Genomic DNA, 24,978 nt, shown 5'->3' with positions numbered 1-24,978 from the left:
ACGCTGCGATGAGCGAACTGACGTTTGAGCAAAAACAGGATCATTACCACAAGATCCGCCGTTCCAATTACCTGGCCAGCCTGCGCCTGGAAGGGTTCGACACCCAGCCGGCCGACGTCGACAAACCCTTGCCGACCCGCGAAGCCGTCCTTGCCAAGTACCGCAACACCCCGCGCTGATGCTCGACAAATACGGGGTGGGCCAGGATCCGTACTGCTATCCCGGTAGCAGCGTCCTGCGCAACCGCCTCGATTTGCTCGACGAAGCCCGCCTGCACCAGGCCGAGCGGGAATTATCCGAAATCGCCGTAGGCAGCCTCCCCCTCTTCCCCCCGCCCTACGACCTCGACCGCCTGCAACACATCCACCGCACGCTGTTCGGTGACATCTACGACTGGGCCGGTGAGTTGCGCAGCGTGAATATCCAGAAAGGCGACACCCTGTTCTGCACCCCGGAGCGCATCCCCCCGGAAGCCGCGAAGATCATCCGGCAGATGGAAGAGGCAAACTGGTTTGTCGGTGCCAGCCAAACCGAGTTGATAAGCAGGATTGCCCAAGCCTATGGCGACCTCAACGTCATCCACCCCTTCCGCGAGGGCAACGGCCGGGCGCAGCGGATTTTGTTCGAACAGATCATCGTCAATGCGGGGTTTTCAGTGAACTGGTGGCTGGTCAAACACGCGGCATGGATACCGGCGAATATTGATGCGGTGGCGTGTGACTATCGGGGGTTGGAGGCGATTTTTGAGCGGTGTGTCAGCAGGCCTGCAGGGCAGTGATTGTTCCCCGCGCTCTGCGTGGAAATGATCTTGATCAACGGCGAGGCGATGGACCAGAAGAAACAGAGCGCCCTTGAGTTTTTCGCGAGCAATCTCGCCCCTACAAGCACTGCCAAGCCACAAATGCCGGAAACCATTGTAGGAAACCTCCAAACACCGCGACATCCCCTTCCCAAACTGCTCCAAACACCCGCTTGACCCTCTACAGAAGTTACCCGTAGCTGAATGAAAATAGCGCGGTCTCAACTTTCTCGGCAGAAACCTGTGAACATCGAAAGGGCTCAACACATCGGCCACTATGGCGTCATCTTCACAGTGAATCGCTTCACTGTTGTGCCTGACAATCGGCATGCTTTGGCCAATCTATGCCTGCTTGAAACAAAAACGGCAGCGCGACAAGTGCGCGATCAGATACGTAAGCTGTACGAAAAAATGCTGGCCAGAGACTTGCCATGGGAAATGGCGGTCGCGATTTCCCATCCTTTGGGACGGAATCAGGCTGATCGGTTAAACGACCAAAACGTGCTCATCAAACAAATAATCTCCGGAGCGGTTAAAGCACCGGGGATTGCCATTTCAACCGTAACCGCCGGCTTCGCTGGAGATACGATTTCCGGCAAGCTTCGTAGATATCACGCTGGAGACATCATCATCGGTCTGGATGCCAGTGTGAGAGGAGGCATAGGGCCTCAGCGGTCAACACGCTCAATGCATGTCTACTCGGACGGGTCTTAGTGACATGGCCCTTTACCTTCAGTCCGCTTCCTTTCTCCTTATCTATTTGATGCTGCACTACCAAATCACAGACCCAATGCTCAGAAAGCACTTCGCAGTCACATTTCTTACAACAGGCCTTATTTTGACGTTCCTACTACCCTACGTAGCGGTGATCCTCAGAATGCCCCTCCTACCTGTCTTTGTATTTTTGATAGGCTTGGCGCTCTTCATCACTCGAAACAAATACCGCCTCCAACGCAACCAGCCCCTTCATCCACTCCTGCGTGCCCCCACCATGAACCTCGCCCCCAACTTCCCCGAAGACCCCGTGATGCAGCAACTCCTGCAACTGCTGCACGAAGAAATCGGCCTGCCGAAACACAAGACCATCCGCCTGCAAACCTCACTCAATTTCGACCTGGGCTGTGACGGCAGTGAAGCCAAGCAGCTCATGGAAGCGCTGGAGCAGGAGTTCGCCCTCGACCTCGGCGACTACGACACTTATCGTTACTTCAACCCACCGGTCTTTGACGTGTTCCTCAAGCGTCGGGGCAAGGGGCATGGCGACAAGGTCCCGTTGACCATCGGCATGCTCTACCTGGCCATCAAGACTCACAGCTGGGACACCCAGACGCTGGAAAACCTGAGCTGAACGAAGATCAGTTCCAGGCACACCGCAACTCAAAGGTGGAGGGGCAATGATTCTGCGTATTGTCGACTAACCCTTCGCGCACAAAAAAGCCGCCCACTAGGGGCGGCTTTTTAACAGCGACCGAGTCTTACAACTTCGGACCCGCAGCCTTGATCGCATCGCTCACTTCAAACTTCTTGAAGTTCTCGATGAACAGACCAGCCAGGGCCCTCGCCGCTTCATCGTAAGCAGCCTTATCAGCCCAGGTGTTACGTGGGTTCAACAGGCCGGTCTCAACGCCCGGTACAGCCAATGGCACGTCGAGGTTGATGGTGTCGAGGTGTTCGGTTTCAGCACCGATCAACGCGCCGCTCTGGATCGCCGCGATCACGCCGCGCGTGGTCGGGATGTTGAAGCGCTTGCCAACGCCGTAGCCGCCGCCGGTCCAGCCGGTGTTGACCAGGTAGACCTTGGAGCCGAAGCCGCGGATGCGCTTGATCAGCAGCTCTGCGTATTCGCCGGCCGGGCGTGGGAAGAAGGGTGCGCCGAAGCAGGTGGAGAAGGTCGACTTGATGCCGCTGCCGGAACCCATTTCGGTCGAGCCCACCAGTGCGGTGTAGCCGGACAGGAAGTGGTAGGCCGCTTGTTCTTCGCTGAGGATGGACACGGGCGGCAGTACGCCGGTCAGGTCGCAGGTCAGGAAGATCACCGCGTTTGGCTCGCCGCCCAGGTTCTTCTCGGAACGCTTGGCAACGTGCTCCAGCGGGTAGGCGGCGCGGCTGTTCTGGGTCAGGCTGACGTCGGCATAGTCGGCGTGCTTGGCCTCGTCGATCACGACGTTTTCCAACACAGCGCCGTGCTTGATGGCTTTCCAGATAACCGGTTCGTTCTTCTCGGACAGGTCGATGCACTTGGCATAGCAACCGCCTTCGATGTTGAACACCACGCCTTCGCCCCAGCCGTGTTCGTCGTCACCGATCAGGTAACGGCTTTCGTCGGCGGACAGGGTGGTCTTGCCGGTGCCCGACAGACCGAAGAACAGGGTCACGTCGCCTGCTTCGCCAATGTTGGCGGCGCAGTGCATCGGCAGTACGTCGGAAGCCGGCAGCAGGTAGTTCTGCACCGAGAACATGGCTTTCTTCATTTCACCGGCGTAGCGCATGCCGGCGATCAGCACTTTTTTCTGGGCGAAGTTGAGGATCACGCAACCATCGGAGTTGGTGCCGTCACGCTCTGGCACGCACTCGAAGTTGGCCACGTTGAGCACTTGCCACTCGTCACGACCGGCCGGATTGTACTGGGCCGGGTTGATGAACAGGCAACGACCGAACAGGTTCTGCCAGGCAGTCTGGGTGGTCATTTTCACGGCCAGGTAGTGGTCTTCGGCCGCCCCTACGTGAACGTGGGAAACGAAATGCTCTTGCGCGTTGTTGAACGCCTCGACGCGGGCCCACAGGGCATCGAACTTGTCGGCCGGGAACTTGCGGTTGATCGGGCCCCAGGCGATGGAATCCTGGGTGGAAGGCTCTTCAACGATGAAACGGTCGACTGGCGAACGGCCGGTACGGTGACCGGTTTCCACGACCAGCGCGCCGGTATCGGCAAGCACGCCTTCACCGCGCTGCAGGGCTTCTTTGACCAGATCGTCAACACTCAGATCGGTGTATACGGCGTTATTGGCTTGCGTCATGAGGTTCCCCGTCGGCCTGTGGCCGAGTGCTCCAAACGTTTTGTAGTAGAAAGTTGCGCACTACTACCGCGAAAAAAGTGGGCCGGATTATGCCAGAAAAGCCCAAAAAGAGTAGGGCCCTCCCGTCAGAACGCCTCTAATCCGGCATTTGACAGGTGATTTACCTGTGCTTAAACGTTTTAGTGGCGGGTGTCGGAAGGCGTGTCGATACCTGCGCCGGCGAACAATTGCGCTACATCGGCAGCGTCGAACAGGTAGCGCTCGTTGCAGAACTGGCAGTCGATCTCGATATTGCCACCGTGTTCCACCACCAGGTTCTGCGCATCTTCCAGGCCCAGGCTGACCAGGGCGTTACCCGAACGCTCGCGGGAGCAGCTGCAGTGAAAGTGCAAGGTCTGCGCGTCGAACAGGCGCACGGGGTCTTCGTGGTACAGGCGGTGCAGGATGGTTTCGTTGTCCAGGCCCAGCAGTTCTTCGGCTTTCAGGGTATCGGCCAAGGCAATGCAGTGCCGCCAGCTTTCAGCGCGATCTTCGTCGTCCTTGATACGGTCGGCCGGCAGTTGTTGCAGCAACATGCCACGGGCGCGCTTGCCGTCGGCGTTAAGCCAGAACTTGGTGCCCACTTGCTGGGACATCACGAAATAGTTGGTGAAGCATTCCGACAGCGTTTTGCCGTCGAGGTCGACGATGCCCTGGTAACGCTGGCCTGAGGTCGGGTCGACGGTAAGCGCCAGGACGCCGTTGGGCATCAGCTCGGCCAGGCTGGCGTCCGGGGCAATCTGGTCGGTTTCATAACGGGCCAGGCCACGGATTTCGCGCTCGCTGGAGCACTCGATCATCAACAGCGGAATCGGCCCTTCGGAACGGGCTTGCAGGATCAGCAAACCGTCGAACTTCATGGTGCCCACCAGCAACGCAGCAGCGGCCATCAGCTCACCGAGCAGTTGTGCGACCGGCTCCGGATAGGGGTGCTTGGCGAGGACTTCGGCGTAGCTGCGCTCCAACGAAACCATTTCGCCGCGGGCGTCGCTCTCGTCGAAGATGAAGCGTTGGGTGAAGTCGGTATCCGGTAGATCAGTCATAGGTCTGGGTATCTGAATTGATGACAAATTGGTTACAAGGTTTATAAAATTAAACGCTTTAGCACCATCTTGGTGCGGCTTTCTCCTGGAAACAGAGAGCTTATATAGAGCGAAGAGGGACAGTTTATGAACAATCCGGGTTTGTTCCAAGCCAAGTGGAACCTCCGGCGATGGGCTCTGTGCAATCTACTCGCTATCGGGCTGCTGTGTTTTTGGCTGTGGCCCACGGGGCAGATGCTGTGTGTGATTTTCGACGAGTGGCTGTTTCACCTTCTCAACGATCCCCTGGCGAGCAGCGCGACATGGCTGCACGTGTGGGCCGTGGCCAGTCTGCGGCCGTTTGATGCGGTGGTCGGGGTGATCCTGCTGATGCTGCTGATTCGCGGCGACTGGGTGTTCAAAGCCGCGCAGGCACGCCAGGCCCTGTTAGGTTTTGTCGGTATTTTGTTGCTCTTGCTGTTTATCCGCATGCTGTTTTCCAAACTCGCGGCGCAGATGGGCTGGCAACACAGCAGCCCGTCGATGGTCATCGCCGGGGCGATCCAGATGAGTGACTATTTCCCGGGGCTGGAGAAGACCTGGGAGCTGAAGGACCGCTCAAGCCAAAGCTTTCCGGGGGATCACGCCTCGGTGTTGCTGATCTGGGCAATGTTCATGACCGTGTTCGCCAAGCGTATCGGCCAGGTGCTGGTGATCTGGGGCCTGGCGCTGTTGTTCATGATGCCGCGGCTGGTAGCGGGCGCGCATTGGGGGCAGGACGATTACATCGGCGGGGTGCTGCTGGCACTGTTGGCGTTGGGCTGGGGTTATTACACGCCGTTTGCAGCGAAGGTGTCGGCCGCTTTGTTACACGTGACGACGCCGATCTTCAGGTTACTTGGCAAGCTGCCAGTGATCAGTGGATTGAGCGTCGTGCGTACATCCCCTTAACGCTGCAAGCCCCCTCCCACGCTTGAATGGGCCGCTGCGCAATCAGTCATCATTGCCACTGCCGCGAAACTTGAACAGGTCGCGGCGCTGCTTCTTGCTCGGCTTGCCATCGGTGGTCATCCCCGTGGCGCCCGCCTTGCGCAGGGCAGCCGCATTTTCGCGCCTGGCAATGCTGGCTTCGGTTTCGGTGTACAGCGCCTGCGCTTCGGGGGCGCCACGGCGCACAGTGGAAAGTGCCTGAACCACCACGGTCTTTTCGTCAAAACCTATCCGAATCTGCAGCTCATCACCGACACGTGGCTCCTTGCCCGGTTTACAGCGCTCGCCTCGATGATGCACCTTGCCGCTCTCAATCGCGGCCTTGGCCAAGGCACGTGTCTTAAAGAAACGCGCCGCCCAAAGCCACTTGTCCAGACGGACCTTTTCTTCCTCTTCCTGCTTTTGAGCCACTTGAATTCCTCGCTCTGACAAATGTCGCAACTGTAACGTTGAAACCCTTCGACGCATAAACCTCAAGGCTCACCTAAGATACGCCAGGTAGCACCCTGTTTTCGCGAGGATACGCCGTGACCGACTTTCCCACTTCACTCACCTCGCCTGAACAGCGTTGCGCAGGCTGCCAGCAAAGCGAACCCTTGGGTTTCGAGTTTGCTTTCGCCTACCAGCCTATCGTAGACCTTCGGGACCATTCGATTTTCGCCCACGAAGCCTTGGTGCGCGGTACACAGGGCGAAGGGGCGTTGTCGGTGCTGGACCAGGTCGACGAAAGCAACCGCTACCGCTTCGACCAGCGCTGCCGCACCCAGGCGATCGCCGGTGCTGCGGCCCTGGGGATGCAAACCCACCTTTCCATCAACTTCATGCCCAACGCCGTATACCGTCCGGAGCTGTGCATCCGCAGTACCCTCGAGGCGGCTCGCGCGCACAACTTCCCGCTGAACCAACTGATTTTCGAGACACTGGAAAGCGAGCATGTAGATAACTATCGCCATTTGACGAATATTCTGCGTGAATACCGCGAGTTCGGCTTCAAGACCGCCATCGACGACTTCGGCGCGGGCTATTCGGGGCTGAATCTGCTGGCCGATTTCCAACCTGACTTGATCAAACTCGACATGGCGCTGATCCGCGATGTCGACCAGGATCGTGTCCGCCAGGTGATCGTTCAGGGGATTGTCACAATCTGTGAGCAGTTGAACGTTACTGTCATCGCCGAAGGCATCGAAAGTGCCGGCGAGCGCGACTTTCTGTCTGACTGTGGAATATTTCTGATGCAAGGCTACTGGTTCGCCAGGCCCGCATTCAAAGCCCTGGCCGAGGTTTCTCCTCAGGCCTGGGCGAATTGACCGGTTACCCATATTGAAGACATTTGACCATTTGACCGTTGTAGGTCTGCGTGAGTGGGTGGCACTTCCCGACTTGGGAGTGGCAGGCCTGCGTGCCAAGATCGACACCGGTGCCAGCACCTCCAGCCTGCATGCCACCGACATCGAGCCTTTTGAGCGCGACGGTGAGAAGTGGGTGCGCTTTACCGCGCACCTGGGCAGCGTTGTGCAACTGCGTCACCGCCGCTGCGAAGCGCCCCTGGTGACGATGAAAACCATCAAGAGCTCCAATGGCCATGCGCAGGTGCGCTACGTGATCAGCACCACCCTGGCACTGGGTGATCGGGTATGGCGGGTGGAGTTCACCCTGGCCTGCCGCAAAGCCATGCGTTACCGCCTGTTGCTGGGCTCCAAGGCGCTGATTGACGGCCATCTGGTGGTCAATCCCGGCGTCAAGTACGTTCAAGACAAGCCGGTGTTCCCGGTCTCTACTATTTCTGCCCCAGGTGCTGCATGAAGATTGCTGTGCTGTCGCGAAACCCGCGTCTGTATTCCACCCGCCGCCTGGTCGAGGCCGGCACCGAACGTGGCCACGAAATGGTGGTGATCGACACGTTGCGTGCCTATATGAACATTGCCAGCCACAAGCCGCAGATCCATTACCGCGGCAAACCGCTGGAGGGGTTTGATGCGGTGATCCCGCGGATTGGCGCCTCGGTGACGTTCTATGGCTGCGCCGTGTTGCGCCAGTTCGAAATGATGGGGGTCTTCCCCCTCAATGAATCCGTGGCCATTGCACGCTCGCGGGACAAATTACGCTCGTTGCAACTGCTCTCGCGGCGGGGCATCGGCCTGCCGGTCACCGGCTTTGCCCACTCCCCCGACGACATTCCCGACCTGATCGAAATGGTCAACGGCGCGCCGCTGGTGATCAAGGTGCTGGAAGGCACCCAGGGCATCGGTGTGGTGCTGTGTGAAACCGCGACCGCAGCGGAATCCGTGATCGAGGCATTCATGGGCCTCAAGCAGAACATCATGGTCCAGGAGTACATCAAGGAAGCCGGTGGCGCGGATATCCGCTGCTTCGTGGTGGGCGACAAGGTGATTGCGGCCATGAAGCGCCAGGCCAAGCCCGGAGAGTTCCGCTCCAACCTGCATCGCGGCGGCAGCGCCAGCCTGATCAAGATCACCCCGGAAGAACGCATGACCGCGTTGCGAGCGGCCAAGGTCATGGGGCTGGCAGTGGCGGGTGTGGATATCCTGCGCTCCAACCATGGGCCACTGGTGATGGAGGTGAACTCGTCGCCGGGCCTGGAAGGGATCGAGACCACCACCGGGAAGGATGTAGCGGGGATCATCATCCAGCATCTGGAGAAAAATGGTGGGCCGAATATGACCAGGACCAAGGGTAAGGGCTAAACGCGCGGCTGCCAGCTTCAAGCTATAAGCTGCAAGAAAGGGCAAAAGCTGTCTGCCTTTCTCTTGCGGTTTCAAGCTTGAAACTTACAGCTGTTTCTATACCGCATCTCTGGGCAGCATCAGCCCAAGCGGCAAACGTACCCGCGCCTCAAGGCCACCGCTTTCGCGGTTACGCAACTCGACATTGCCGCCGTGCATCGACGCAATCCGCCGCACGATCGCCAGCCCCAAGCCGGTCCCCTTGCCACCCCGGGCACGGTCGCCACGGGTGAAGGGGTTGAAGATACCCTCCAACTCGTCCGGATCGATGCCCGCCCCCCGGTCCATCACACTCAGCACCACGTACGGCGCAGCACTGTCGCCAGACACATATGCAGCCACTTCAACATCCGAACCGGCATGGTGCAAAGCGTTGCCGATCAGGTTGTTCAGCAGGCGCTTCATCGACACCCGACGCAACGCAAACGGCTGGATCGGCTCAAGGCGCATGCGCACTTGCTCGCCATTCTGGTTGTAGGGCGCGACAACCTCACGCACCAGGTCCGTGAGATCGACCTCCTCCACCACCTCGTCACGACCATCGCGGATAAACGCCAGGAACTGGTCGAGAATCGCGTCCATGTCTTCGATGTCGCGAACCATGTCGTCGGTGAGGTCGCTATGGTTGCCCATCAGCTCCAGGGACAGGCGCAATCGCGTCAAGGGTGTGCGCAAGTCATGGGACACCCCCGCCAGCATCAGTTCGCGCTCCCGCCCGGCCTGTTCGACATCCTCCGCCATCTGGTTGAAGGCGCCATACACCTCGGTCATTTCACTGGGCGTATCGCTGACCGGCAGGCGCACGCTGCGCCCCTGGCCCAATTGGCGGGCGGCAAACACCAGGCGCTTAAGCGGTTGGTTAAGCTGGCGAACGAAAATCCACGCGGACGCTGTGGAAAGCAAGCCGATGGCCAGGAACCAACCCAACACGTTCCAGATCTTCTGCCCCCGCAAAGGGTGCGGATACAGCGGAACCTTGATCCAGGCATCGCCAAGGCTCGGCGCCCTTACCCACAGCGCAGGTGAAACATGCATGCGCAAGCGCACCTCGGTGTCCTCGCCCAGTTCGGCCTGCATCTGGCGCTGGTAGATCTCGCTGTAGGGCCAATGCTGCTCACCCTCGGGTACACCAGCCCCGTCAACGCGGGTCAAGGTCGAGGCCTTGGCTACCTTTTCGCGGTTCTCAGGGTCTACGGCCCAGTAACCACGCAGCGTCAAGGCGACACCGTGGCTGTACTGCCGGTCCACCAGCACGTCTTCGTTCATCAGCAGATAAACCAGTGTCAGCGCCTTGGAAAACAGCACGACGATCAGCACCAGCCAAAGGGTGCGGGAGAAGAAACTTTGCGGGAACCACAGAGGGGTTTTCATAGAAGACAGCTGGACACCTTGCAGGAACGAGCGGCGCTCGCAGAATTGCAGACGCCGGGCATCCCGTCGACCCTCATGGAGTCAAGCGCCAGGATGCCCGCCCTGCAAATCATCGGTCACTTGGTTGCGGTGCCATCCGGCACAAACACATAGCCCACACCCCATACCGTCTGGATATACCGAGGTTTGGACGGGTCCGGCTCGATCATCCGGCGCAGACGGGAAATCTGCACGTCGATGGAGCGCTCCAGGGCGTCCCATTCGCGACCGCGTGCCAGGTTCATCAGTTTGTCGCGGGTCAGCGGCTGACGCGCGTTCATCACCAGGGCCTTGAGCACGGCGAATTCACCGGTGGTGAGCATGTGCACTTCGTCGCCACGCTTGAGCTCGCGGGTTGCCAGCGACAGTTCGTAGTCGCCAAAGGTAACGCTTTCGTCTTCGCTGCCCGGCGCGCCCGGTACCGGCGGTGCCTGACGACGCAACACGGCTTTGACCCGCGCCATCAACTCGTCTGGGTTGAAGGGTTTGGCCAGGTAGTCATCGGCGCCCAGCTCGAGGCCCTTGATGCGGCTCAGCTCATCGCCCTTGGCGGTCAGCATGATGATTGGAATCTGGTTGTTCGCGCCGCGCAGGCGCTTGCAGGCGGTGAGGCCGTCTTCGCCGGGCAGCATCAGGTCGAGTACGACCAGGTTGAATACCTCACGCCCCAGGAGACGGTCCATCTGCTCGGTGTTCGGCACCGCGCGGGCACGATAGCCCTTGGAGTTGAAGAAACGCTCCAGCAGGCTGCTCAGCCCCGGATCGTCATCAACGATGAGAATTTTTTCGCCTTCAGCAGTTTGTGCAGTGCTGCTCATTGGATGCTCCTCTTATCTCGGCGCGCATTATGGCGTAGCTGCCGTTATACGCACCGTGTGCATTGTTAGCAGATTTTTCCTCTACTGCCAGCGAACCCGCGCCTTCCAACCACTGGCGCAGTACCCCCCAAGAGCAGAACGCTGGTTATAATGCGGCGCCTTCGTGCAGGGCAACGTCAGATCGTTGCCGTTTAATGCCGTTTTTTTTCACCCGCTTGTCGTGATTTTTTCGATTTCGAGGGTCAATAGGCTGCCTCTTGACCCAGGTAGCGGCGCCGGTCGGGCCGCTCAACCAGCCGCGCAAGGCCTTGTTTTCCGGGCCTGCGGGCTGCTTTTCAGAATTTCAGGTGGTTTTATGGACAGCATCAACAGCCGCATCGCCGAAGAACTCGGCGTACGCCCACAACAGGTCGAAGCGGCCGTCGCTCTACTGGATGAAGGCTCCACGGTGCCCTTCATCGCCCGTTACCGGAAAGAAGTGACCGGCAGTCTCGACGACATCCAGCTGCGGCACCTGGAAGAACGCCTGCGCTACCTGCGAGAACTCGACGAACGGCGTATCAGCATCCTCGCCAGCATCGAGGAACAGGGCAAGCTGACCCCGCAGCTGGAACGCGACATCAAGCTCGCCGACACCAAGACCCGCCTCGAAGACCTTTACCTGCCATACAAACAGAAACGCCGCACCAAGGGCCAGATCGCCCTGGAAGCCGGCCTGGGAGAGCTGGCCGACGGTCTGTTCAACGACCCGTCGCTGACCCCGGAGACCGAAGCCGCGCGCTTCGTCAACGCAGAAAAAGGCGTCACCGACGTCAAGGCCGCCCTCGAAGGCGCCAAGTACATCCTGATGGAGCGCTTCGCCGAAGACGCCAACCTGCTGGAAAAACTGCGCAACTACCTGAAACAGGAAGCCACCCTCAGCGCCCGCGTCATCGCCGGCAAAGAGGAAGAAGGCGCCAAGTTCCGCGACTACTTCGAACACGACGAACCGCTGAAAAGCATGCCGTCCCACCGTGCACTGGCGATTTTCCGCGGCCGCAACGAAGGCATTCTCAGCTCCGCGCTGAAAGTCGGCGACGAACTGCCGGGCACCATGCACCCGTGCGAAGGCATGATCGGCCAACAATTCGGCATCCAGAATCAGAATCGTCCTGCGGACAAGTGGCTCGGTGAAGTCGTGCGCTGGACCTGGAAGGTCAAGCTCTACACCCACCTGGAAACCGACCTGCTCGGCGAGTTGCGCGACGGCGCCGAAACCGAGGCGATCAACGTATTCGCCCGCAACCTGCACGACTTGCTGCTGGCCGCCCCGGCCGGGCCACGCGCCACCCTGGGCCTCGACCCGGGCCTGCGTACCGGCTGCAAGGTCGCCGTGGTCGATGCCACCGGCAAGCTGCTGGACCATGCCACCGTGTACCCGCACGTGCCGCACAACAAGTGGGACCAGACCCTCGCCATCCTGGCCGCCCTGTGCGCCAAACATTCGGTGGACCTGATCGCCATCGGCAACGGCACCGCCAGCCGTGAAACCGACAAGCTGGCCGCCGAACTGATCAAGAAATACCCAGCCATGAAGATGACCAAGGTGATGGTCTCCGAAGCCGGTGCTTCGGTGTACTCGGCATCGGAACTGGCCTCCAAGGAATTCCCGGACCTCGACGTGTCGATCCGTGGCGCGGTGTCCATTGCCCGTCGCTTGCAGGATCCGCTGGCAGAGCTGGTGAAAATCGATCCTAAATCCATCGGTGTCGGCCAGTACCAGCACGACGTGTCACAGCTGAAACTGGCACGCGGCCTGGATGCGGTGGTGGAAGACTGCGTAAACGCCGTGGGCGTGGACGTGAACACGGCCTCGGTAGCGTTGCTGGCGCGTATCTCCGGCCTCAATGCCACCCTGGCGCAGAACATCGTCACGCATCGCGACGAAAACGGTGCGTTCAAAACCCGCGCCGCGCTGAAAAAAGTCGCGCGCCTGGGTGAAAAAACCTTCGAGCAAGCCGCCGGCTTCCTGCGCGTGATGAACGGCGACAACCCGCTGGACTCGTCCGCCGTTCACCCGGAAGCCTATCCATTGGTGCAACGTATCGCCGCCGAGACCGACCGCGATATCCGCTCGCTGATCGGCGACGCCGCGTTCCTCAAGCGCCTGGATCCAAAGAAGTACACCGACGAAACCTTCGGCGTGCCGACCATCACCGACATCCTGCAAGAGCTGGAAAAACCTGGCCGCGACCCGCGTCCCGAGTTCAAGACCGCCGAGTTCCAGGACGGCGTCGAAGACCTCAAGGACCTGCAACTGGGCATGATCCTCGAAGGCGTGGTCACCAACGTGACCAACTTCGGCGCGTTTGTGGACATCGGCGTGCATCAGGACGGTTTGGTGCACATCTCTGCGCTTTCGGAGAAGTTCATCAAGGATCCGCGCGAAGCGGTGAAAGCCGGTGATGTGGTCAAGGTCAAGGTCATGGAAGTCGACATCCCGCGCAAACGCGTTGGCCTGTCGATGCGCATGGGCGACACCCCCGGCGAAAAAATCGACGGCGCCCGTGGTGCACGTCCTGGCTCGGCACCGCGCCAGTCGCAGAACCGCTCCGAAAACAGTCAACCGCGCAAGGAAACCGCCACCGCAGCGCCAAGCAACAACGCCATGGCCTCGCTGTTCGCCAACGCCAAGCAGTTGAAGAAACGCTGATGGAAATCCCCGCCGGTTTGACCCAGAGCGCGTTCAGCGAACTGATCGGCTGCCGCCTGCAACGCCTCGAAGAAGGCGTTGCCGAGGTGGCCCTGACCCTGGAGCCGCACCTGCGCAACCGCGCGGGCAAGCTCCATGGCGGGGCGATTTTCAGTCTGGTGGACATCACCATGGGGCTGGCCTGTTCCAGCGCCCATGGGTTTGACCAGCAGAGCGCGACCATCGAATGCAAGATCAACTACATCCGCGCCGTGGAAGACGGTGACGTGCTGTGTACCAGCCGCGTGATTCACGCCGGCCGGCGCACGCTGGTGGTCGAGGCCGATGTGTATCAGGACGAAAGACTTGTCGCAAAAGCACAGGGCACGTTCGCTGTCCTATAGCTCCCCGCCCCCGATTTGAGTTAATTTCGGCGCTGCGATAACAGCGTCGGAATTTTCTTGCTGCGCTATAGCCCAATTCATGGAGTGAAGTAGGCTTTTTTAACGCGGGTCAAATCGACTCAAAACCAGGCGATCACGCCAGTTTTAACTTCACCCTTGTAGACCGTCCTGCCCACCCCCATATTGGGGCGACTGACGCGTGAAGGAATCCAACTTGAGCGAACTTCTCAACCGCCGCCTGGCCCTGCTCGGCAAGCGCGAACACCTCTCCCTGCTAGAGCAGTGCTTGCACGGCATCGAGCGTGAATGCCTACGTGTCACCGGTGAGGGTCGCCTGGCGCAAACGCCGCACCCCGAAGCCCTGGGCGCCGCGTTGACCCATGAACAGATCACCACCGACTACTCGGAATCGCTGCTGGAGTTCATCACTCCGGCGCTGCCCAACCCGGCCGACACCCTGAGCAGCCTGGACAAGATCCATCGCTTTGCCTACACCAAGCTCGGCAGCGAATACTTGTGGAGCCCCTCGATGCCGTGCCCGTTGCCGGCGGAGGAAGACATTCCGATTGCCTACTACGGCACCTCCAATATCGGACAGCTCAAGTACGTGTACCGCAAGGGCCTGGCCCTGCGTTACGGCAAGACCATGCAGTGCATCGCGGGCATCCACTACAACTTTTCCCTGCCGGAACAGCTGTGGCCGCTGCTCAAGGAGACTGAAGGCTTCGTCGGCACCGACCGCGACTATCAGTCCACGGCCTATATCGCGCTGATCCGCAACTTCCGCCGCTACAGCTGGCTGCTGATGTACCTGTTCGGCGCCTCGCCGGCCCTGGATGCGGGTTTCTTGCGTGGTCGCTCGCACCAATTGGAAGTGCTCGACGCCGACACCCTGTACCTGCCGTACGCCACCAGCCTGCGCATGAGCGACCTGGGTTACCAGAGTAACGCCCAGGCCGGCCTGACGCCGTGCTACAACGACCTGGCCAGCTACACCGACAGCCTGCGCGAAGCGGTGGCAACGCCCTACGCGCCCTATGTCGAAGTCGGCACCCACAAGGACGGTGAGTGGGTACAGCTCAACACCAACATCCTGCAGATCGAAAACGAGTACTACTCCAACATCCGCCCCAAGCGCGTGACCTACACTGGCGAGCGGCCGATCCAGGCGCTGATGGCCCGCGGCATCCAGTACATCGAAGTGCGCTGCCTGGACATCAACCCGTTCCTGCCGATGGGCATCGACCTGCCGGAGTCGCGTTTCCTCGACGCCTTCCTGTTGTACTGCGCGCTGAACGACAGCCCACTGTTCGCCGACAACGAGTGCGGCAACGCCACGTCCAACTTCCTCAGCGTGGTCAAGGAAGGCCGGCGCCCGGGCCTGCAATTGCAGCGCAAGGGCCAGGCGGTGGACATGAAGGAATGGGCCACCGAGCTGCTGGAGAAGATTGCCCCGTTGGCTGCGCTGCTGGATGAAAGCCACGGCATCACCGAACACAGCCAGGCGCTGGACGCCCAACTGGCCAAGGTCAAGGACCCGTCCCTGACCCCCTCGGCGCAGGTATTGGCAGCGATGGCCGAGCGCAAAGAGAGTTTCGCGCAGTTCTCCCTGCATCAGAGCGAGGTGCACGCCGAGTACTTCCGCCGCGAGCCGTTGCCCGCAGAAGAGCAGGCACGCTTTGAAGAGCTGGCGCGCACGTCGCTGGCGCAGCAGGCGGAGCTGGAGCAGAACGAAGTGGGCGACTTTGATGTGTTTGTCGGCTCGTACCAGGCGAGCATTCTGGCGATCAGTAACTAAGACCGAACTCGGTCCATGGTGGGAGGGGGCAAGCCCCCTCCCACATTTGCCCTCATCAAGCTCAAGATTCGCTTCAACCTTTCGCCCATAAGCTAATTCGAAAATGTTATTTATTTTCGTATTCTTAGATCATTTAGTCTCCTCACACGCCGACCCTCGGCCGCCTGATTGAGGAGCTTCCCCTTGAAACTGTTAACCCCTCTACGCCTCCTGGCCGCGTTGTCCCTGGCCGGTGCCAGCCTGTTTGCCCAGGCGGCGGATGTAACCATCGCTTACCAGACCACCGTAGACCCGGCCAAAGTTGCCCAGGCCGACGGCGCGTACGAAAAAGCCACTAACGCCAAGATCGACTGGCGCAAATTCGACAATGGTGCCGACATCATCGCCGCCATCGCCTCCGGCGACGTGCAGATCGGCTACCTCGGTTCCAGCCCACTGACCGCTGCGATCACCCGCAAGGTGCCGGTGGAAACCTTCCTGGTTGCCACCCAGATCGGCGGTGCCGAAGCCCTGGTGGCGCGCAATGGTTCCGGGATCAACAGTCCCCAGGACCTGATCGGCAAGAAAGTCGCCGTACCCTTCGTTTCCACCGGCCACTACAGCCTGTTGGCCGCGCTGAAGCACTGGAACATCGACCCATCGAAAGTGACCATCCTCAACCTCGCACCGCCAGCGATCATCGCGGCCTGGAAGCGCGGTGACATCGACGCTACCTACGTATGGGACCCGGCCCTGGGCGTGGCCAAGGAAAACGGCAAGGTGCTGATCACCTCCGGCGAGCTGGCCAAGTTCGGCGCGCCGACCTTCGATGCCTGGATCGTGCGCAAGGACTTCGCGCAGAAGCACCCGGAAATCGTCACCGCCTTCGCCAAAGTCACCCTGGATGCCTACGCCGCCTACCGCAAAGACCCACAAGCCTGGCTCGCCGACACAGCCAACGTCGACAAACTGGTGAAACTCTCCGGCGCCAAGGCCAGCGACATCCCGCTGCTGCTGCAAGGCAACGTCTACCCGCTGGCCGCTGACCAGGTGACCCTGCTGGGCGCACCGACCACCAAGGCCGTGACCGATACCGCTGCGTTCCTCAAGGAACAAGGCAAGGTCGACGCCGTGCTGCCGGACTATGCCCCTTACGTCAGCGCCAAGTTCATCACTAACTGACTCAAGGAGTTCATCGCGATGGCCTTGCTACAACTGGAGCGCATCAGCGCACAGTACCCAGGCGCCACAGAACCGGTACTGTCTGACATTTCACTCGACCTGGGGCCCCAGCAATTGCTGGTGGCCCTCGGCCCGTCCGGCAGTGGCAAGACTTCGCTGTTGAACCTGATTGCCGGCTTTGTCGAACCGTCCGCCGGGCGCATCACCCTCGATGGCATGCCGGTCAAAGGCCCCAGTGCCGAACGCGGCGTGGTGTTCCAGGACGACGCCCTGCTGCCCTGGCAGGACGTGCTGGCCAATGTCGGTTTCGGCCTGGAACTGGCCGGCGTGCCCAAGGCGCAGCGCGAAGTGCGCGCCCGGGAAATGCTCGCGCTGGTGGACCTCGCCGGCTTCGACAATCGCCGCATCTGGCAACTCTCCGGCGGCCAGAAGCAACGCGTCGGCCTGGCCCGCGCCCTGGCCGCCGACCCGCGCGTGCTGCTGATGGACGAACCCTTCGGCGCCCTCGATGCCTTCACCCGCGAACAAATGCAGGAACTGTTGCTGCAAGTCTGGCGACGCACGGCCAAGCCGGTGTTCCTGATTACCCATGACATCGAAGAAGCGGTGTTCCTCGCCACCGACCTGATCCTGTTGGCGCCCAATCCGGGCCAGATCGTCGAACGCCTGCACCTGGACTTCGGCCAGCGCTACGCCGCCGGTGAGTCGGCGCGGGCGATCAAGTCCGACCCGCGCTTTATCGAAACCCGCGAACACGTGCTGGGCAAAGTGTTCTCGCAACGGCAGGTGTCCGCATGAGCAGCTACGAACTCCCCGCCACCGCTGCCAAGCCGGTGGCCCACACCGTTATCCCGGTGCGTCGCAGCCTGAGCACACGCTGGATCAGCCTGTTGACCCTGGTGGCCTTGCTGGCCCTCTGGTGGGCCGTCACCGCCACCGGCCTGATCGAACCGTTGTTCCTGCCACCGCCCTCGGCCGTGCTGCAAAAAGGCTGGCTGCTGGCGACCACGGGCTATATGGATTCCACCTTGTGGCAGCACCTGGGCGCGAGCCTCAGCCGGATCGGCCTGGGCCTGGGCTTCGCGGTGCTGACCGCCGTGCCGGTAGGCATTGCCATCGGCGCCAACCGCATCGCCCGCGGCATTCTCGACCCGCTGATCGAGTTTTACCGGCCGATTCCGCCCCTGGCTTACCTGCCGTTGATCGTGATCTGGTGCGGTATCGGCGAGCTGTCCAAGGTGCTGCTGATTTACCTGGCGATCTTTGCGCCGATCGCCATCGCCACCGCGACCGGCGTACGCACCGTCGACCCGGCCAAGCTGCGGGCGGCGCAGTCGCTGGGCGCCACCCGTGCGCAGCTGATTCGCCATGTGATCCTGCCGAGCGCCCTGCCCGACATCCTCACCGGGGTGCGCATCGGCCTGGGTGTGGGCTGGTCGACCCTGGTCGCCGCCGAACTGATCGCGGCCACCAGCGGCCTGGGTTTCATGGTGCAGTCGGCGGCGCAGTTCCTGGTGACCGATGTGGTGGTGCTGGGGATCCTGGTGATCGCCCTGATCGCCTTCGCGATGGAAATGGGCCTGCGCGCCCTGCAGCGTAAGTTAGTGCCTTGGCATGGCCAGGCACATTGAGTGAGAACAGCATGAGCAGCCTGACCGTTACCCCCTTGAGTATCGCCCTGGGCGCCCAGATCAGTGGCGTCGATATTACCCGGCCGCTGAGCACCGAACATCGCGATGCCATCGAACAGGCGTTGCTCAGCCATTCGGTGCTGTTCTTCCGTGGCCAGCCGATCACCCCGCAGCAACAGGCGCGGTTCGCGGCGAACTTCGGCGACCTGCACATCCATCCGATCTACCCCAACGTGCCGGAACAGCCCGAAGTGCTGATCCTCGACACCGCCGTCACCGACGTGCGCGACAACGCCGTATGGCACACCGATGTAACCTTCCTGCCCACCCCGGCCCTCGGCGCGGTGCTCAGCGCCAAGCTGCTGCCGGCGTACGGCGGCGATACGCTGTGGGCCAGTGGCATCGCGGCGTACGAGGCGCTGTCCGAGCCGTTGAAGCGGTTGCTCGATGGGCTGACGGCTACCCACGACTTCACCAAATCCTTTCCGCTGGAACGCTTTGGCAACAGTGCCGAAGACCTGGCGCACTGGGAAGAAACCCGCAGGAAAAACCCACCGCTGTCGCACCCGGTCGTGCGCACGCATCCGGTGAGCGGGCGTAAGTCGCTGTTTGTCAGTGATGGGTTTACCACCAGGATCAATGAACTGGAACCGGCGGAAAGCGAGGCGATCCTCAAGCTGCTGTTCGCCCACGCGACACGCCCGGAATTCACCCTCCGCTGGCGCTGGCAGGAAAACGACGTGGCGTTCTGGGATAACCGCGTGACCCAACATTACGCGGTGGATGACTACCGGCCGCAACGGCGGGTGATGCATCGGGCGACGATTCTTGGGGATGTGCCGTTCTGACGATCTGATGAGCGGGCTCGCCGCACTCGAAAGCAAGCCGCTATGCTAGCAATGATTTCATTGATTGCACGGGAGCATTCACATGGCGAGCCTTACCATCCGTAATTTAGATGACAGCATCAAAGAGCTTCTGCGCATTGAAGCAGCCCACAATGGGCATTCCATGGAAGAAGAGGCGCGTCTTATCCTGCGCAAATCACTCATGAGCGTCGGCAAGGGGCGGGGGCTGGGCAGCAGGATTCACGCACGCTTTGCGCAGGCAGGAGGGCTGGATGCAGACGTGCCGGAGCGTAATGCGCCCATCAGGACGGTGGAGTTCGATGAATGATCGTACTCGACACCAATGTTCTCTCTGAGTTGATGCGACCCGAGCCTGCATCAGCGGTGCTTGATTGGATTGACAGCCATACCGCCGAAGAGCTGTTCACCAGTTCAATGACCATGGCGGAGATTCTTCATGGCATTGAGCGGCTGCCCGATGGGAAGCGTAAGCACAGCCTGCACACTCATGCAGTGGCCATGTTTCAAGACGAGTTCGCCGATCGCATCCTTGCGTTCGATGCCTACGCAGCCGTCCACTACTCAAAGCTGGTGACCGCTCGCGAACAGTCTGGAAAGCCCATTGGACTCGCTGACGCTCAGATAGCCGCAATCTGTCGTGCCCAGCAGGCAAAACTCGCAACAAGGAACGTCAAGGACTTTGAGGGCACCGAGGTGGATGTCATCAATCCCTGGACGGCGGCCATGGCTGGTTAACCCTGTGCTGAGATAGCGGCCATCGCAGAAATCAAATGTGGCAGGGATTTGCCCCTCCCACATTGACCCGGTGCTATCAGGTTATTCCGCGCTGGATGGCTTTTCCCACAGGTTAATCCCACCTTCCTGCGCAAACCGATCGATCTCCGCCAGTTCCTCCGCACTGAAGCTCAAGTTCTTCAACGCGCCGACGTTCTCGATGATCTGCTCCGGCCGGCTCGCGCCAATCAACGCGCTGGTCACCCGTGGATCGCGCAGGGTCCAGGCCAGCGCCAATTGCGCCAGGCTCTGGCCGCGGCGCTGGGCGATTTCATTCAACGCACGCACGTGGGCGATATTGGTTTCAGACAGGTGCTTGGCCTGCAACGAACCACCACCCGGACGGTTGACCCGGGCGTCGGCCGGTACGCCATTGAGGTACTTGTCGGTGAGCAAACCCTGGGCCAGCGGCGTGAAGGCAATCACCCCTGCGCCGAGCTCTTCGGTGGTGTCCAGCAGGTCTTTTTCCACCCAGCGGTTAAGCAGGTTGTAGGCCGGTTGGTGGATCAGCAGCGGGACTTTCCACTCTTTGAGCAGCGCGGCGATTTCGCGGGTTTTCACCCCGGAGTAAGACGAGATACCGATGTACAACGCCTTGCCCTGTTGCACGGCGGTGGCGAGGGCGCTGGCGGTTTCTTCCAGGGGCGTGTCGGCATCAAACCGGTGGGAGTAGAAAATATCCACGTAGTCGACGCCCAGGCGTTGCAGGCTCTGGTCCAGGCTGGCCAGCACGTATTTGCGCGAGCCGCCGCCCTGGCCGTAGGGGCCAGGCCACATGTCCCAGCCGGCCTTGCTGGAGATGATCAATTCGTCGCGGTAGTGCTTGAAGTCTTCGCGCAGCAAACGACCGAAGTTGATCTCGGCGCTGCCGTAGGGTGGGCCGTAGTTGTTGGCCAGGTCGAAGTGGTTGATGCCCAGGTCGAACGCGGTGCGCAGCAGGGCGCGCTGGGTGTCGATCGGGGTGCTGTCGCCAAAGTTGTGCCACAGCCCCAGGGACAGTGCCGGCAGCACCAGCCCACTGCGGCCTACGCGGCGATACGGGATAGATTCATAGCGGTTTTCGGCAGCAATGTAAGTCATCGAATCCTCTCTTGGACGTAGGCAAATAAGGCCTGGGAATAACGATATTCCCAGGCCTTTTAACCAGCTGAATCGCTTAAGTCTGCCCTTCCGTTTTACAGCAATTTCCTACCAGAGTGGAACGACATAGCTGACATAGAAGCGGTTTTCATCCTGCACGGTGGCACCGGTAATGTCCGGACTGGCATGGGCGTTTTTCCACGTGACGCCGAGGCCTTTGAGGGTGCCGGTCGGCACTTGATACGCCACCGCCACGTTTCGCTCCCATTCGCTGGTAGTGCCCTGGGCGGTGCGGATGTCATCGCCATGGGCGTAGGCGGCGGAGAAGGTCACGCCGTTGAGGCCGAGTTTGCCGAAATCATATTTGTACTGCGCCAGCCAGGTGCGTTCGCCGGCATGCTGGAATTTGTTCAACTGCATGTTGGTCAGCGCCGGGGTATCGGCACCCGAGCCTGGGCCTTGGCGCGCGTCACCGCTGTTAAGGCCGGAATCGAGGTACGGGAAGTCGCTGTCGCCGCTGTTTTTCTGGATGCCCAGGCCGACGGTATGGCCGTCCAGGCTATAGCTTTCCAGCAGGCTGACGGTGGACTGGTTGATGCGGCCCTTGTTCACGCCGTCGCCGTACAGGCCCGCTGCGGCAAAGTCCTTGTCGCCGTCGGCGTTGCCGCCCACACCCAGGCTGCGGAACACGCGCACGTCGGTATCGATCGCACCGACCGACAAGGCGTCATGGCGCTTGGCGCCGAGGAAGAACTGCTGGTAGTAATCCTCAAGGTTGGAGTACCACAGGCTGACGGTGGTGTTCTGTATGCCGGTGTAGTCCGCACCGCCGAACAGGAAGCGGTCGCTCTCTTTGGTCCCACCGGCGGTGATCATGCCCTGGTCGCCGGTTTCGTTGCGGATCTTGGTCTTGAAGATATCGCCGCCGGTGAAGGTGAAGTCGCTGAGATCCTTGGACACCAGTTGCACACCGGTATTGGTCTGCTGGTAAAGACGCCCGTCCGTGTTGGCGAGTATCGGGTTGTTACCGTACAGCGTACCGACGCGCAACTCATCCTTGGCAAAGCGCATCTTGAACGTCGGGCTGAGCACGCCGAACTGATCGGCGGATTTGCCGTTGTCCAGCGGGAACATGCTGCCGGGGTAGCGGCCCTGGTGATCCTTGTCGTTGAGGTCGCCACCGGAATCCAGTTTCAAGCCGTAGAACGCCTGCAGATCGAGGCCGAAGCCCACCGGCCCCTCGGTGTAGCCGGACTTGAAGTTGAACTCGAACCCCTGGCCCCAATCCCGAATGCTATGGGCCTTGGCATTGCTGCCCACCACGTCGCGTCCCTGCTGGTTGAGATAGCGGTTGAGCAGGGTCACGTCGGCGTGGCTGTCATCGATAAAATCCGCATGGGCGGACAGCATAAAGCTCGCCATGGCGGCTCCCACCACAGGGCTTAAAAACATCTTCATGGGTACGGTCTCCGTCACTGTTCTGAAATGAAAGCGTCAAACGCTTCACACAATTACGCAGTGGCCAGATGACAGTTACGCGTCAAAACAGCGTCTTGACGGATGAAATTAAGTTTAAGAAAGCCCCGTAGAACGGGGCTTTGCGGGGAGTTTAACGTCAGCGCACCAAGTGCAGGAACTGCAGATGCCGCTCGTACTGGTCGAGGATGTCGTTGATGATCTGCTCCTTGGTGTAGCCCACCAGGTCGTAGTCCTGGCTGCCCTCGCTCAAGTGCACTTCCGCCCGGTAGTAGCGACGATTGTTGAGCTGCTTGGAACCCATGCCGCCGCGTGCAAATGACGGCGTGAAATAGCCGCGCATCTGCACCTGGTACACGAACGGATGCTCTTCGCCGTGACCAATTTCCAGGCTGACGCTGTCGTTGGACGGGTCGGGCTGGGTGACGACATTGAGGCCTTTTTCGACAAACACCGCCGTCACTTCTTCGATCGCCGGACGCACCGTGGTTTCAAGGAAGCGGTACACCTCGTCCCGCGACGGGAAATGCACGGCCTGGCTCAAACGCTGGCGCCAACCGCCGGTGCCCTTGCGGGAGCCCGACACCGGTGCCAGCGAATGCAACTGCGCAATCTGCTTTTGCGACTCGAGGTAGAAGGCCTTGTGCAGCCCCCACATCATCAGCAACAGGATCAGCGAGAACGGCAGCGAGGTCAGCACCACCGCAGATTTCAGCGAATCGATGCTGCCGGCAAACAGCAACGCACTGGTGACCAGCGCGGTCATCGCGCCCCAGAACACCCGCAGCCATTTCGGCCCGTCTTCGTCGGCGTTGCCGCCTTTGGACGACAGGGTCGAGAGCACCACGGTGCCGGAGTCGGCCGACGTGACGAAGAACACGAAGCTGATAAACACCGTGACCGCGATGACGGTTTTGCTCCACGGGTAGGTTTCCAGCAGCAGGTAGAGGCTCATCGACGGATCATCGATGGCCGACTGACCGAGGGCGGCCATGCCGTGGTTGAGCACCTGGTCGATGGCGCTGTTGCCGAAAATCGACATCCACGCCAAGGTGAAGCCCAGCGGGATCAGCAGCACGCCGAACACGAATTCGCGGATGGTCCGGCCACGGGAAATGCGCGCGATAAACAGGCCTACGAACGGCGACCATGCGATCCACCAGGCCCAGTAGAACACCGTCCAGCCGCCCAGCCAGTCGCTCGGTTTGTCGTAGGCGTACACATCGAAACTCTTGGTCGGCAACGCGCCCAGGTAGTCACCGATGTTCTGGATCAGGGTGTTGAGCAAGTGTTGGGTCGGCCCGGCGAACAACACGAACAGCAGCAGCGCGCAGGCCAGCAGCATGTTGATGTCGGACATCACCCGCACGCCCTTATCGACGCCGGCCACGGCGACCAGGATCGCCGCGCCCATCATCAGGGTAATCAAGCCGACCTGGATCCACTGGGTGTGGGCAACGCCGAACAGGTAGTCGAGGCCGGAATTGAGGTGCAGCACGCCAAAGCCCATGTCGGCCCCCAGGCCGAACACCGTGGCAATGATGCCGAAGCCATCCACCGCATAGCCGATAGGGCCATTGATGCGCTTGCCGATCAGCGGGTACAGCGCCGAACGCAACGCCAGCGGCAGGTTATGCCGGTAGGCGAAATACGCCAGCGCCATGCCGACAAACGCAAACACGCCCCAGCCGTGCAGGCCCCAGTGCAGGAACAGCACCTGCATGGCCTGGCGCGCGGCGTCGGCATTCATGGCCTCGCCCTGGGGCGGTTGCACCAGGTGCGTCAGCGGCTCGGACACGCAGAAGAAGAACAACGTGATGCTGATCCCGGCGGCGAACAGCATGCCGGCCCAGGACAGGTAACTGAATTCGGGCTCGTCGTGGTCGGCACCGAGTTTTATCTTGCCGTAGCCCGATAGCGCGGTGACCACCACGAAGACCAGATACAGGGTCATCGCCAGCATGTAGTACCAGCCGACCGTGTTGGCCGCCCAGTTTTGCGCCGCCAGCAACCAGGCACCGGCCTGTTGCGGGATAGCGATGACAGTGATGCCGAACAGCAAGATGAAGGTGGCGGCAAAGTAGAAGACCGGCGCATTCATGCGCACCAGGCCGCTGGATGGGGTGGACGATGCACTCATGAACGATGCACCCCGAGAGTGAGGAATGTGGCTGTATAAAACGGACTCAGCAAAGGTAAGCCTCCTGTTGTGAGCGGGCAGCGAACCACCGGGTTTAACTTGAACGAACGTTCAAGTTAAACATGAATAGGCGGT

Annotated in this window: 25 protein-coding genes; 17 read left to right on the top strand and 8 right to left on the bottom strand. The window is 60.6% G+C overall.

The features are described from left to right. Positions 1-8 precede the first annotated feature (8 nt). The 4 genes from AC07OT_RS23355 to AC07OT_RS23340 all read left to right on the top strand — a co-directional run bounded on the left by AC07OT_RS23355 (position 9) and on the right by AC07OT_RS23340 (position 2,147). Positions 9-179 carry a YhfG family protein gene (locus tag AC07OT_RS23355; RefSeq protein ID WP_003236014.1) on the top strand — a complete coding sequence of 57 codons (171 nt, stop codon included), beginning with the start codon at positions 9-11 and terminating at the stop codon, positions 177-179. After that, positions 179-778: a putative adenosine monophosphate-protein transferase Fic gene (locus AC07OT_RS23350; RefSeq protein WP_495109146.1), complete on the top strand. Its 600-nt coding sequence runs from the start codon at positions 179-181 to the stop codon at positions 776-778. The genes AC07OT_RS23355 and AC07OT_RS23350 overlap by 1 nt, the downstream gene beginning before the upstream one ends. 264 nt (positions 779-1,042) lie before the next feature. Continuing rightward, positions 1,043-1,513, top strand: coding sequence for a hypothetical protein (locus AC07OT_RS23345; protein WP_495109145.1), 471 nt, complete (start codon positions 1,043-1,045; stop codon positions 1,511-1,513). 277 nt (positions 1,514-1,790) lie between these two features. Continuing rightward, positions 1,791-2,147 (top strand): DUF1493 family protein, encoded by a 357-nt coding sequence (locus AC07OT_RS23340; RefSeq protein ID WP_027605145.1) that lies wholly within the window; start codon positions 1,791-1,793, stop codon positions 2,145-2,147. 127 nt (positions 2,148-2,274) lie between these two features. Here AC07OT_RS23340 and AC07OT_RS23335 read toward each other — a convergent pair whose 3' ends face one another. Beyond that, positions 2,275-3,816 carry a phosphoenolpyruvate carboxykinase gene (locus tag AC07OT_RS23335; protein ID WP_495109144.1) on the bottom strand — a complete coding sequence of 514 codons (1,542 nt, stop codon included), beginning with the start codon at positions 3,814-3,816 and terminating at the stop codon, positions 2,275-2,277. Positions 3,817-3,995: 179 nt separating this feature from the next. Further along, a complete protein-coding gene (hslO, locus tag AC07OT_RS23330; protein WP_495109143.1) occupies positions 3,996-4,898 on the bottom strand; it encodes an Hsp33 family molecular chaperone HslO in 903 nt (300 codons plus the stop codon). 126 nt (positions 4,899-5,024) lie between these two features. Between hslO and AC07OT_RS23325 the strand changes: the two genes are divergently transcribed. After that, positions 5,025-5,828: a phosphatase PAP2 family protein gene (locus tag AC07OT_RS23325; protein ID WP_495109142.1), complete on the top strand. Its 804-nt coding sequence runs from the start codon at positions 5,025-5,027 to the stop codon at positions 5,826-5,828. Positions 5,829-5,870: 42 nt separating this feature from the next. On the opposite strand, the gene AC07OT_RS23320 is transcribed toward AC07OT_RS23325, so the two are convergent. After that, positions 5,871-6,278: an RNA-binding S4 domain-containing protein gene (locus AC07OT_RS23320; protein WP_065941104.1), complete on the bottom strand. Its 408-nt coding sequence runs from the start codon at positions 6,276-6,278 to the stop codon at positions 5,871-5,873. Between the two features lie 116 nt (positions 6,279-6,394). Here AC07OT_RS23320 and rimA point away from each other — a divergent pair, with 116 nt between their 5' ends. Genes rimA through rimK form a run of 3 tightly spaced genes read left to right on the top strand, consistent with a single transcriptional unit; the run spans position 6,395 to position 8,572 of the window. Further along, positions 6,395-7,174 carry a S6 modification regulatory phosphodiesterase RimA gene (rimA, locus tag AC07OT_RS23315; protein WP_065941103.1) on the top strand — a complete coding sequence of 260 codons (780 nt, stop codon included), beginning with the start codon at positions 6,395-6,397 and terminating at the stop codon, positions 7,172-7,174. 13 nt (positions 7,175-7,187) lie between these two features. Then, positions 7,188-7,670, top strand: coding sequence for a retropepsin-like aspartic endopeptidase RimB (gene rimB / locus AC07OT_RS23310; RefSeq protein WP_017526050.1), 483 nt, complete (start codon positions 7,188-7,190; stop codon positions 7,668-7,670). Beyond that, positions 7,667-8,572: a 30S ribosomal protein S6--L-glutamate ligase gene (gene rimK, locus AC07OT_RS23305; protein ID WP_003171022.1), complete on the top strand. Its 906-nt coding sequence runs from the start codon at positions 7,667-7,669 to the stop codon at positions 8,570-8,572. The genes rimB and rimK overlap by 4 nt, the downstream gene beginning before the upstream one ends. Positions 8,573-8,668: 96 nt before the next feature. Here rimK and AC07OT_RS23300 read toward each other — a convergent pair whose 3' ends face one another. Together AC07OT_RS23300 and ompR are read right to left on the bottom strand one after the other, a co-directional pair. Continuing rightward, positions 8,669-9,982: an ATP-binding protein gene (locus AC07OT_RS23300; RefSeq protein ID WP_495109141.1), complete on the bottom strand. Its 1,314-nt coding sequence runs from the start codon at positions 9,980-9,982 to the stop codon at positions 8,669-8,671. A gap of 116 nt (positions 9,983-10,098) precedes the next feature. Further along, positions 10,099-10,839 (bottom strand): osmolarity response regulator transcription factor OmpR, encoded by a 741-nt coding sequence (ompR, locus tag AC07OT_RS23295; protein WP_015373500.1) that lies wholly within the window; start codon positions 10,837-10,839, stop codon positions 10,099-10,101. A 355-nt stretch (positions 10,840-11,194) separates the two neighbouring features. Here ompR and AC07OT_RS23290 point away from each other — a divergent pair, with 355 nt between their 5' ends. The 9 genes from AC07OT_RS23290 to AC07OT_RS23250 all read left to right on the top strand — a co-directional run bounded on the left by AC07OT_RS23290 (position 11,195) and on the right by AC07OT_RS23250 (position 20,108). After that, positions 11,195-13,531, top strand: coding sequence for a Tex family protein (locus AC07OT_RS23290; protein WP_495109140.1), 2,337 nt, complete (start codon positions 11,195-11,197; stop codon positions 13,529-13,531). Further along, on the top strand, positions 13,531-13,914 hold the full coding sequence (locus AC07OT_RS23285; RefSeq protein ID WP_065925818.1) for a PaaI family thioesterase: 384 nt from the start codon (positions 13,531-13,533) through the stop codon (positions 13,912-13,914). Before AC07OT_RS23290 ends, AC07OT_RS23285 begins: the two co-directional genes overlap by 1 nt. A 214-nt stretch (positions 13,915-14,128) precedes the next feature. Then, on the top strand, positions 14,129-15,712 hold the full coding sequence (gshA, locus tag AC07OT_RS23280) for a glutamate--cysteine ligase (protein ID WP_027605153.1): 1,584 nt from the start codon (positions 14,129-14,131) through the stop codon (positions 15,710-15,712). A gap of 183 nt (positions 15,713-15,895) precedes the next feature. Continuing rightward, positions 15,896-16,873: a taurine ABC transporter substrate-binding protein gene (gene tauA / locus AC07OT_RS23275; RefSeq protein WP_495109139.1), complete on the top strand. Its 978-nt coding sequence runs from the start codon at positions 15,896-15,898 to the stop codon at positions 16,871-16,873. A gap of 18 nt (positions 16,874-16,891) precedes the next feature. Beyond that, the gene (gene tauB / locus AC07OT_RS23270; protein ID WP_495109138.1) at positions 16,892-17,671 is read left to right on the top strand and encodes a taurine ABC transporter ATP-binding subunit; all 780 of its coding nucleotides are present in this window, start codon (positions 16,892-16,894) and stop codon (positions 17,669-17,671) included. Continuing rightward, on the top strand, positions 17,668-18,504 hold the full coding sequence (tauC, locus tag AC07OT_RS23265; RefSeq protein WP_495109137.1) for a taurine ABC transporter permease TauC: 837 nt from the start codon (positions 17,668-17,670) through the stop codon (positions 18,502-18,504). Before tauB ends, tauC begins: the two co-directional genes overlap by 4 nt. An 11-nt stretch (positions 18,505-18,515) precedes the next feature. After that, a complete protein-coding gene (tauD, locus tag AC07OT_RS23260; protein WP_495109136.1) occupies positions 18,516-19,352 on the top strand; it encodes a taurine dioxygenase in 837 nt (278 codons plus the stop codon). Between the two features lie 82 nt (positions 19,353-19,434). Beyond that, positions 19,435-19,680: a FitA-like ribbon-helix-helix domain-containing protein gene (locus AC07OT_RS23255; RefSeq protein WP_065941098.1), complete on the top strand. Its 246-nt coding sequence runs from the start codon at positions 19,435-19,437 to the stop codon at positions 19,678-19,680. Further along, on the top strand, positions 19,677-20,108 hold the full coding sequence (locus AC07OT_RS23250; protein WP_495109135.1) for a type II toxin-antitoxin system VapC family toxin: 432 nt from the start codon (positions 19,677-19,679) through the stop codon (positions 20,106-20,108). Before AC07OT_RS23255 ends, AC07OT_RS23250 begins: the two co-directional genes overlap by 4 nt. 81 nt (positions 20,109-20,189) lie before the next feature. Here the strand turns inward: AC07OT_RS23250 and mgrA are convergent, their stop codons facing one another. From mgrA to betT, 3 genes are all read right to left on the bottom strand, one after another. Beyond that, a complete protein-coding gene (gene mgrA, locus AC07OT_RS23245) occupies positions 20,190-21,227 on the bottom strand; it encodes an L-glyceraldehyde 3-phosphate reductase (protein WP_027607827.1) in 1,038 nt (345 codons plus the stop codon). A gap of 108 nt (positions 21,228-21,335) precedes the next feature. Next, positions 21,336-22,685 (bottom strand): OprD family outer membrane porin, encoded by a 1,350-nt coding sequence (locus tag AC07OT_RS23240; RefSeq protein WP_495109134.1) that lies wholly within the window; start codon positions 22,683-22,685, stop codon positions 21,336-21,338. Between the two features lie 157 nt (positions 22,686-22,842). Continuing rightward, positions 22,843-24,804, bottom strand: coding sequence for a choline transporter BetT (gene betT, locus AC07OT_RS23235; RefSeq protein ID WP_168209042.1), 1,962 nt, complete (start codon positions 24,802-24,804; stop codon positions 22,843-22,845). Positions 24,805-24,978: the final 174 nt, after the last annotated feature.

The sequence above is a fragment of the Pseudomonas sp. GW821-FHT09C10 genome (assembly GCF_059418085.1).
Note: the sequence above shows the minus strand (reverse complement) of the source record. Positions and strands in the feature narration are given on the sequence as shown.

What these genes read in the sequence shown, in the direction of transcription:
- AC07OT_RS23250 (WP_495109135.1), top strand. Translation starts at nt 19,677, where the DNA reads ATGATCGTACTCGACACCAATGTTCTCTCTGAGTTGATGCGACCCGAG.
- AC07OT_RS23335 (WP_495109144.1), bottom strand. Translation starts at nt 3,816, where the DNA reads ATGACGCAAGCCAATAACGCCGTATACACCGATCTGAGTGTTGACGAT.
- AC07OT_RS23285 (WP_065925818.1), top strand. Translation starts at nt 13,531, where the DNA reads ATGGAAATCCCCGCCGGTTTGACCCAGAGCGCGTTCAGCGAACTGATC.
- AC07OT_RS23255 (WP_065941098.1), top strand. Translation starts at nt 19,435, where the DNA reads ATGGCGAGCCTTACCATCCGTAATTTAGATGACAGCATCAAAGAGCTT.
- AC07OT_RS23300 (WP_495109141.1), bottom strand. Translation starts at nt 9,982, where the DNA reads ATGAAAACCCCTCTGTGGTTCCCGCAAAGTTTCTTCTCCCGCACCCTT.
- AC07OT_RS23340 (WP_027605145.1), top strand. Translation starts at nt 1,791, where the DNA reads ATGAACCTCGCCCCCAACTTCCCCGAAGACCCCGTGATGCAGCAACTC.
- mgrA (WP_027607827.1), bottom strand. Translation starts at nt 21,227, where the DNA reads ATGACTTACATTGCTGCCGAAAACCGCTATGAATCTATCCCGTATCGC.
- AC07OT_RS23355 (WP_003236014.1), top strand. Translation starts at nt 9, where the DNA reads ATGAGCGAACTGACGTTTGAGCAAAAACAGGATCATTACCACAAGATC.
- AC07OT_RS23350 (WP_495109146.1), top strand. Translation starts at nt 179, where the DNA reads ATGCTCGACAAATACGGGGTGGGCCAGGATCCGTACTGCTATCCCGGT.
- tauC (WP_495109137.1), top strand. Translation starts at nt 17,668, where the DNA reads ATGAGCAGCTACGAACTCCCCGCCACCGCTGCCAAGCCGGTGGCCCAC.
- betT (WP_168209042.1), bottom strand. Translation starts at nt 24,804, where the DNA reads ATGAATGCGCCGGTCTTCTACTTTGCCGCCACCTTCATCTTGCTGTTC.
- AC07OT_RS23325 (WP_495109142.1), top strand. Translation starts at nt 5,025, where the DNA reads ATGAACAATCCGGGTTTGTTCCAAGCCAAGTGGAACCTCCGGCGATGG.
- tauD (WP_495109136.1), top strand. Translation starts at nt 18,516, where the DNA reads ATGAGCAGCCTGACCGTTACCCCCTTGAGTATCGCCCTGGGCGCCCAG.
- AC07OT_RS23240 (WP_495109134.1), bottom strand. Translation starts at nt 22,685, where the DNA reads ATGAAGATGTTTTTAAGCCCTGTGGTGGGAGCCGCCATGGCGAGCTTT.
- tauB (WP_495109138.1), top strand. Translation starts at nt 16,892, where the DNA reads ATGGCCTTGCTACAACTGGAGCGCATCAGCGCACAGTACCCAGGCGCC.
- rimK (WP_003171022.1), top strand. Translation starts at nt 7,667, where the DNA reads ATGAAGATTGCTGTGCTGTCGCGAAACCCGCGTCTGTATTCCACCCGC.
- hslO (WP_495109143.1), bottom strand. Translation starts at nt 4,898, where the DNA reads ATGACTGATCTACCGGATACCGACTTCACCCAACGCTTCATCTTCGAC.
- ompR (WP_015373500.1), bottom strand. Translation starts at nt 10,839, where the DNA reads ATGAGCAGCACTGCACAAACTGCTGAAGGCGAAAAAATTCTCATCGTT.
- AC07OT_RS23290 (WP_495109140.1), top strand. Translation starts at nt 11,195, where the DNA reads ATGGACAGCATCAACAGCCGCATCGCCGAAGAACTCGGCGTACGCCCA.